The 5,758-nt window shown below is 75.2% G+C and carries 6 protein-coding genes and 1 pseudogene; 4 read left to right on the top strand and 3 right to left on the bottom strand.

Annotation, left to right across the window (positions count from 1 at the left end; genetic code table 11):
• Positions 1–448 precede the first annotated feature (448 nt).
• Both ABZ641_RS24075 and ABZ641_RS24070 read left to right on the top strand, forming a co-directional pair.
• Positions 449–703: pseudogene (locus ABZ641_RS24075) on the top strand (hypothetical protein); the annotation flags it as partial.
• 23 nt (positions 704–726) lie between these two features.
• A complete protein-coding gene (locus ABZ641_RS24070; RefSeq protein WP_359984767.1) occupies positions 727–1,017 on the top strand; it encodes a DUF3040 domain-containing protein in 291 nt (96 codons plus the stop codon).
• Positions 1,018–1,204: 187 nt separating this feature from the next.
• Here the strand turns inward: ABZ641_RS24070 and ABZ641_RS24065 are convergent, their stop codons facing one another.
• Positions 1,205–1,780 carry a helix-turn-helix domain-containing protein gene (locus ABZ641_RS24065; protein WP_344626349.1) on the bottom strand — a complete coding sequence of 192 codons (576 nt, stop codon included), beginning with the start codon at positions 1,778–1,780 and terminating at the stop codon, positions 1,205–1,207.
• A gap of 81 nt (positions 1,781–1,861) precedes the next feature.
• Between ABZ641_RS24065 and ABZ641_RS24060 the strand changes: the two genes are divergently transcribed.
• On the top strand, positions 1,862–2,740 hold the full coding sequence (locus ABZ641_RS24060) for an SDR family oxidoreductase (RefSeq protein ID WP_359984764.1): 879 nt from the start codon (positions 1,862–1,864) through the stop codon (positions 2,738–2,740).
• Between the two features lie 61 nt (positions 2,741–2,801).
• On the opposite strand, the gene ABZ641_RS24055 is transcribed toward ABZ641_RS24060, so the two are convergent.
• Positions 2,802–3,176 carry a hypothetical protein gene (locus ABZ641_RS24055; RefSeq protein ID WP_344626351.1) on the bottom strand — a complete coding sequence of 125 codons (375 nt, stop codon included), beginning with the start codon at positions 3,174–3,176 and terminating at the stop codon, positions 2,802–2,804.
• 59 nt (positions 3,177–3,235) lie between these two features.
• Positions 3,236–3,844 carry a GNAT family N-acetyltransferase gene (locus tag ABZ641_RS24050; RefSeq protein WP_359984761.1) on the bottom strand — a complete coding sequence of 203 codons (609 nt, stop codon included), beginning with the start codon at positions 3,842–3,844 and terminating at the stop codon, positions 3,236–3,238.
• Positions 3,845–4,127: 283 nt separating this feature from the next.
• Here ABZ641_RS24050 and ABZ641_RS24045 point away from each other — a divergent pair.
• A partial coding sequence (locus ABZ641_RS24045) for a phosphoenolpyruvate synthase (RefSeq protein ID WP_359984759.1) occupies positions 4,128–5,758 on the top strand: 1,631 nt, incomplete at its 3' end.

The following is a 5,758-nucleotide window of genomic DNA, read 5'->3' as shown; positions in this document are numbered from 1 at the left end:
TCGGGCGCGGGCCGCGGGCGAGGCGGGCCATCTCCAGGCGGACGGCGGACCTGGCGGCTGGGTCCTGTTCAGCGCCCTGATCCTGGCGGGCTGGGCCGCCCATCACGTCATGTCCGGCACCGAGGCGGTCGTGAAGGAGATCCTGAACCCCGCGGGCCACTGACCCGGTCGCCCGCGCGCCGCGGACCGGGACGGCACCGGCGGCAGGCCGGCGCCCGGCCGCTCGGCGCGCACACCCGGAGCACCGGCCGGGCTCCCGCGAACGACCACGCACCGGCCCGGCCGTGTCACAGACGGCCGGGCTGTCTCGTCCCGGGTTCGGAAGCGACGTTCCGAAGCGACGTTCCGAACCGGGAGGCAGAGGGTCATGCGTGTGTTCGTGGCAGGTGGGAGCGGGGTCCTGGGGCGGCGGCTCGTCCCGCAGCTGGTGGCCCGGGGGCGCGTGGTGGAGCCGCACACCGTCAACGGGCAGCCCGGCGCGATCGTCCGCGACCGGGACGGCAGGGTCGTCGGCACGCTGGCGCTGGACGTCCTCGGCGGCCGGATCCAGACGATCCGCTCGGTGCTCAACCCCGACAAGCTCGGCCACCTCGGCCCCGTCGCCGACGCCTGGACGGTCGTCCGCGAGACCACCGCGCAGGCCCGCCGGCCGGCGGAGCAGTCCGACCGGCCGCCGGACCGTGCCGGCGGTCGCCCGCTCTGACCCGATCGAGGAGGGAGGCAGGCGTGAGCACGCCGCTGACGGAGTACGAGGCGCGGACCCTCGACCGGATCGAACGCCACCTGCGCCGCACCGACCCGGCCCTGGACGGACTGCTCGGCAGCCGCCGCTCGGTCCGCCGCCTCGGGTGGCGTCCGCGGTTCCCGGCCCTGGCCGTCGGCGTGCCGGCCCCGGCCACCGGCGGTCTGGGCCTGTGCGCGGCCGTCGGACCCACCTGGGCCGCGGGGCCGGCCGCCGTGGCGGCCGCGGCGCTCGTCCTCACCTTCCGACGGCTCGCCCGCCTCGGCCGCGGCTGAACGGCGCCGGTCCCTGTCCCGGCCCTGGTGGTGCGGCACGTCGCGGTTCGACGCCGGGGCCCGGGAACCGGCGGTCCACGCGTCCCGTCATGTGTGCCGTCACACCGACCGCACTCGGTCCGGCCACCAGTCAGGCCGTCGCCGCCGCGACGGCGGGGGGTGCCGGTGCCGGGTCGTGGCGGCCCGTTCAGGCGGACGCGTGCTCCGTGAGGACGGTCCGCAGTTCCCGGGTCGAGGCCCGCAGGACGTCCGGCAGGTCCGGTCGGCCCGGGTCGTCGATCCACCGTACGAAGGCGACCTTGAACACGGCGATCCCCGTCTCGGCGGCCAGGCTCGCGGCCGGGTCCGGGGTGCCGCGGGCGCGCAGCGCCTCGGCCATCGCCTCGGCGAGCCCGGCGAGCTTGATCAGTTCGCGTTCGCGGAGTTCGGCGTGGGCCGACACGACGGTGTTCCGCGTCCTGACGCGGTCGGCGTTCTCCTGGAACTCGGCGGCCAGGGCTTCGAGGGCGGCGCCCACCGCGTCCATCGCCGAGGCGTCGGCCGGTGCGTCGGCGACCGTCCGGGCCAGCAGGTCCTTCGCCATCTCCGTGCCGAAGAACAGCACTTCGCGCTTGTCGGCGAAGTGCCGGTAGAAGGTGCGCTCGGTCAGCCCGGCCCGGGCGGTGATGTCCCCCACGGTGGTCTGCTCGTAGCCCTGCTCGGCGTACAGCTCCAGTGCCGCCTGCGCCAGCCTGCCGCGTGCGTTCGGCTCCCATCGACCCATGCGGTGATCCTACGTGATGACAGGGCCTGTCATCACCTGTACTGTGATGACAGAACCTGTCATCACTTTGGAGGTACCGCCATGCGGGTATTCGTCACGGGCGCGTCCGGCTGGATCGGCTCGGCCCTCGTCCCCGAACTCGTCGGCGCAGGCCACCAGGTGCTCGGACTCGCCAGGTCCGACTCCTCGGCCGCCGCCGTCGCCGCCGCCGGAGCCGAGGTGCTCCGCGGCGACCTGGACGACCTCGACGCCCTGACCGCCGGGGCCGCCGACTGCGACGGGGTCGTCCACCTCGCCTTCATCCACGACTTCAGCCGCTTCGAGGCCTCCGTGCAGGCGGACGCCCGCGCCGTCGAGACCCTGGCCGCCGCGCTCGAAGGCTCCGGCAGGCCCCTGGTCGTCACCGCCGGCACCCCCGCGGTACCCGGCCGGGTCGCGACCGAGCACGACACCTCCGCCCCGGGCTCACCCGCGGCCGGCCGGGACGCGAACGCCCGGGCGGCCCTCGACGCGGCCGCACGCGGCGTCCGCCCGTCCGTCGTGCGGCTGCCCCGGACGGTGCACGGCGACGGCGACCACGGCTTCGTCGCCCACCTGGTCGCGACCGCGCGGGGCACGGGGGTCTCCGGCTACGTCGGCGACGGCGCGGGCCGCTGGCCCGCCGTGCACGTCCGGGACGCCGCGCGGCTGTACCGCCTCGCGCTCGAACAGGCCCCGGCCGGGTCCGTGCTGCACGCCGTCGCCGACGAGGGCGTGCCGGTCCGGGGGATCGCCGAGGTGATCGGCCGCCACCTCGGCCTGCCGACCGCCTCCGTCCCCGCCGAGGACTTCGGCTTCCTCGGCCGGATCCTGGCCGTCGACCAGCCCGCCTCCAGCACGCTCACCCGCGAGCTGCTCGGCTGGCACCCCTCGGAGCCGGGCCTCGTCGAGGACCTGGAGAAGGGCCACTACTTCGCCTGACCGCACGTCACGGTGCCGCCGGTCCGGGGCGTCCGGCGCCGGTGCACCGGGACGTCCGCCCTCACAGCGGGGTGAGGACGTCCTGGTGTGCGCCGTCGAGGACGAAGCCGTTGTCCCAGCGGACCCGGACCGTCACCCGGTCGCCCCGCTCCCGGTGTGCGGCCCACTCCGGCTCCAGGCCGGCGATCTGCGCCTCCAGCCGGGTCCGGCTCGCCTCCGGCATGGTGTGTCCGTAGTCCTCGTACAGGGCCTTGAGCCGCTGGTACTCGCGCACGCCGTCGCTCTCCGGGAGCTCGCCGTCCACCCGCTCGACGGTGCCCTCGATCCCGGCGCCCAGCGAGAGGAACCCGACGACGGCCGCGGGCTCCCCGGCGACCGCCTCGCCGATCCCGACGTCCTCGGCCAGCCTCACGCGCCGGCCCGCCTCCAGGGTCATCCGTCCTCCGTCTCTCCGTCGACCGGGCCGCCGACGCGGCAGGCCCGCGGCCCCGGCCATTATCGTCCGGACGGCGCCATGCCCTCGGTGTCCGAGGCGGAGGCGGTGTCGGAGGCTGCTCGGCCGGATGCCGCGCGGGAGTGCCGCACGCCGAACCACTGCTCGGCGCCGTACTCCTCGAACCGTTCCACCTCGGTGAACCCGAGCTTCGCCGCGAGGTTCATCGCACGGTCGTTGGCGGTCCGGGTGCACAGCACCACCGGCTCCCCGGGGCGCGTCCCGGCGAACCAGTCGAGCGCGGCCGCGCACGCCTCGGCGGCGTAGCCGTGCCCCCAGGACTCCGGCAGGAACAGGTAGCCGAGCTCGGCCTCCCCGGCGTCCGGGCGGACGTGGCCCGGACGTCCGGCGTCGCGGGCGTCGAGCGTGATCATGCCGATCATCGCCCCGCCGAGGTCGACCACGAAGAGGCCGGGGCGCCGCCCGGGCACCTCGGGCATGGCGCGCTCCAGCTCGTCCTGCGGCCGGTGGCCGCCGATGAAGGTGCCCACCTCCGGCGAGGCGAACAGCCGGACGAACGCCGCCCGGTCCCCGGCCCCGGACTCGCGGAGCACGAGCCGCTCCGTCCTGATCGGGGCGGGCGGCCAGGCAGCGTGTTCGAAGTCGGTCATGGCGGCCAACCTATCGCACACCAACCGTTCGGTCGGCGCTCGCGTAGGCCCTTCGAGCCCTGTTGGCACCGCACCCTGACGGTCCGTCCGGTCCGGTACCGCCGGACGGCGGGAAACACGAAGGCAAGGAGAGCCCTCTCCTTGCCACTCTCACCGTACAGCGGGCCGGGGGGCTTGCCGCAAGGCCCCGGTGGGGGCGGAGAATCGTCGGCCGGTGCCGCAACCTGCGGAAACGGGGTACGGCATGTGAGTGGCAGGAGGTCCGACGGAGGTGGAGGCGCCGGTGACGGAGCAGTACGTGGTGGATCTTCACGAGGTCGACGAGGGGCAGCTCGCGCTCGTCGGCGGCAAGGGCGCGCACCTGGGCGCGCTGACGCGGATCGAGGGCGTCCGCGTGCCGGGCGGCTTCTGCGTGACGACGGACGCCTTCCGCCGGATCCTGGCGGAGGCGCCGGCGGTCGACGGGCTGCTCGACGAGCTGTCGCGGGTGGACCCGGACGACCGGGACGCGATCCGCGCGCTCAGCGCGGAGATCCGCCGGACGGTCGAAGGGACCGCCGTCCCGGACGGCCTCGCGGCGGCGATCACCGGTGCGGCCGCCCGGCTCGGCGAGCGGGCCGCCTGCGCCGTCCGGTCCAGCGCGACGGCCGAGGACCTGCCGACGGCCTCCTTTGCCGGCCAGCAGGACACCTACCTGAACGTCGTCGGGCCGGCGGAGGTCCTCCGGCACGTCAGCCGGTGCTGGGCCTCGCTCTTCACCGAGCGGGCCGTGACCTACCGCCGGCGCAACGGCATCGACCACCGCGCGGTCGACATGGCCGTGGTCGTGCAGCGGATGGTCGTCCCGCACGTGTCCGGCGTCCTGTTCACGGCCGACCCCGTCACGGGCAACCGGGAGGTCGCCACCGTGGACGCGGGCCTCGGCCTCGGCGAGGCGCTGGTCTCCGGCCTGGTGAACCCGGACGTCTTCACGGTGCGGCACGGCGAGGTCGTCGGCCGGGCGGTCGCCGCCAAGCGCAGCGCCGTCCGCGCCCTGCCGGACGGCGGGACGCACGAGGTGCCGGTCGACCCGCGGCTGCAGGAGCAGCCGGCCCTGACGGACGAACAGGCCGTCGAGCTCGTCCGGCTCGGACGGCGGATCGAAGCGCACTTCGGCCGCCCGCAGGACGTCGAATGGTGCCTGGCCGACGACGGGTTCCGGATCGTCCAGAGCCGGCCGATCACGACGCTGTTCCCCGTCCCCGAGACCGGCGACGGGGAGAACCACGTCTACGTCTCCGTCGGCCACGGGCAGATGATGACCGACCCCATGAGGCCGCTCGGGCTGTCCATGTGGCGGCTGACGGCCATGGTGCCGATGCACGAGGCCGGCGGGCGGCTGTTCGTCGACGTCACCCGGCGCCTGGCCTCGCCCGCGAGCCGCGCCGGCCTGCTGGACGTCCTGGGGAAGGGCGATCCGCTGGTCAGGGACGCGCTGGAGACCGTCCTCGACCGTGACGGCTTCGTCCCGTCGCTCCCGGACGCGGGCCCCGGCGGGCCGCCGGCCGGGAGCCCGCCCACCCCGATCGACACCGATCCGGCGATCGTCGCCGGGCTGATCGAGCGCAGCCGGGCGTCCGTCGCCGCGCTGGAGCACGACATCCGGACCAGGACCGGACCGGCGCTGTTCGACTTCCTGCTGGAGGCCTTCGAGGAGCACAAGCGGGTCCTCGCCGATCCGCTGAGCATGCAGGCGATCATGGCGGGCATGGAGGCCACGTGGTGGCTCAACGACACCCTCCAGGAGTGGCTGGGGGAGAAGAACGCGGCCGACACGCTCACGCTCTCCGCACCCGGCAACATCACCTCCCGGATGGGGCTGGCGCTGCTCGACGTCGCGGACGCGATCCGCCCGTACCCGGAGGTGGTGGCGTA

Source organism: Kitasatospora sp. NPDC007106, from assembly GCF_040634455.1.
GTDB lineage: Bacteria > Actinomycetota > Actinomycetes > Streptomycetales > Streptomycetaceae > Kitasatospora > Kitasatospora arboriphila.
Note: the sequence above shows the minus strand (reverse complement) of the source record. Positions and strands in the feature narration are given on the sequence as shown.

Coding starts and splice junctions, on each gene's coding strand:
- ABZ641_RS24065 (WP_344626349.1), bottom strand. CDS start 1,780: ATGGGTCGATGGGAGCCGAACGCACGCGGCAGGCTGGCGCAGGCGGCA.
- ABZ641_RS24050 (WP_359984761.1), bottom strand. CDS start 3,844: ATGACCGACTTCGAACACGCTGCCTGGCCGCCCGCCCCGATCAGGACG.
- ABZ641_RS24060 (WP_359984764.1), top strand. CDS start 1,862: ATGCGGGTATTCGTCACGGGCGCGTCCGGCTGGATCGGCTCGGCCCTC.
- ABZ641_RS24055 (WP_344626351.1), bottom strand. CDS start 3,176: ATGACCCTGGAGGCGGGCCGGCGCGTGAGGCTGGCCGAGGACGTCGGG.